Origin of the sequence: Planktothrix paucivesiculata PCC 9631, assembly GCF_900009265.2 — a bacterium.
Classification (GTDB): Bacteria; Cyanobacteriota; Cyanobacteriia; order Cyanobacteriales; family Microcoleaceae; genus Planktothrix; species Planktothrix paucivesiculata.
This window is the reverse complement of record NZ_LR735133.1, coordinates 1-249: the sequence shown is the minus strand read 5'-3', so window position 1 is coordinate 249 and position 249 is coordinate 1. Positions and strand designations below refer to the sequence as shown.

Sequence of the window (249 nt, the reverse complement as noted above, 5' to 3'; positions counted from 1 at the left end):
AGTTCAGGATGCAGTAAATAATAATGTAACCGCAGCTTAGGATAATCCCCCGCCATATCCCTCAACACCAATTCTGGCGAGACTTCAACCCCATAACGATAAGAAATCTCATAATGACGCTCCTGGGCTAAATCCTCTTTGGTTTTCTGGCGCTTGGTTTTCATTTCTTCATATTTTTCCCGACAAAGTAAGGATTGAATAGCAATAAACAAAGCATAATTGTATTGATTAATATTCCGAGTTTGCGTG

Annotated in this window: 1 protein-coding gene; it reads right to left on the bottom strand. The window is 39.4% G+C overall.

Annotated features, from left to right (window positions below; genetic code table 11):
• Nucleotides 1-249: hypothetical protein (locus PL9631_RS26535; RefSeq protein WP_197046540.1), on the bottom strand; the 249-nt coding region annotated here is incomplete at both ends.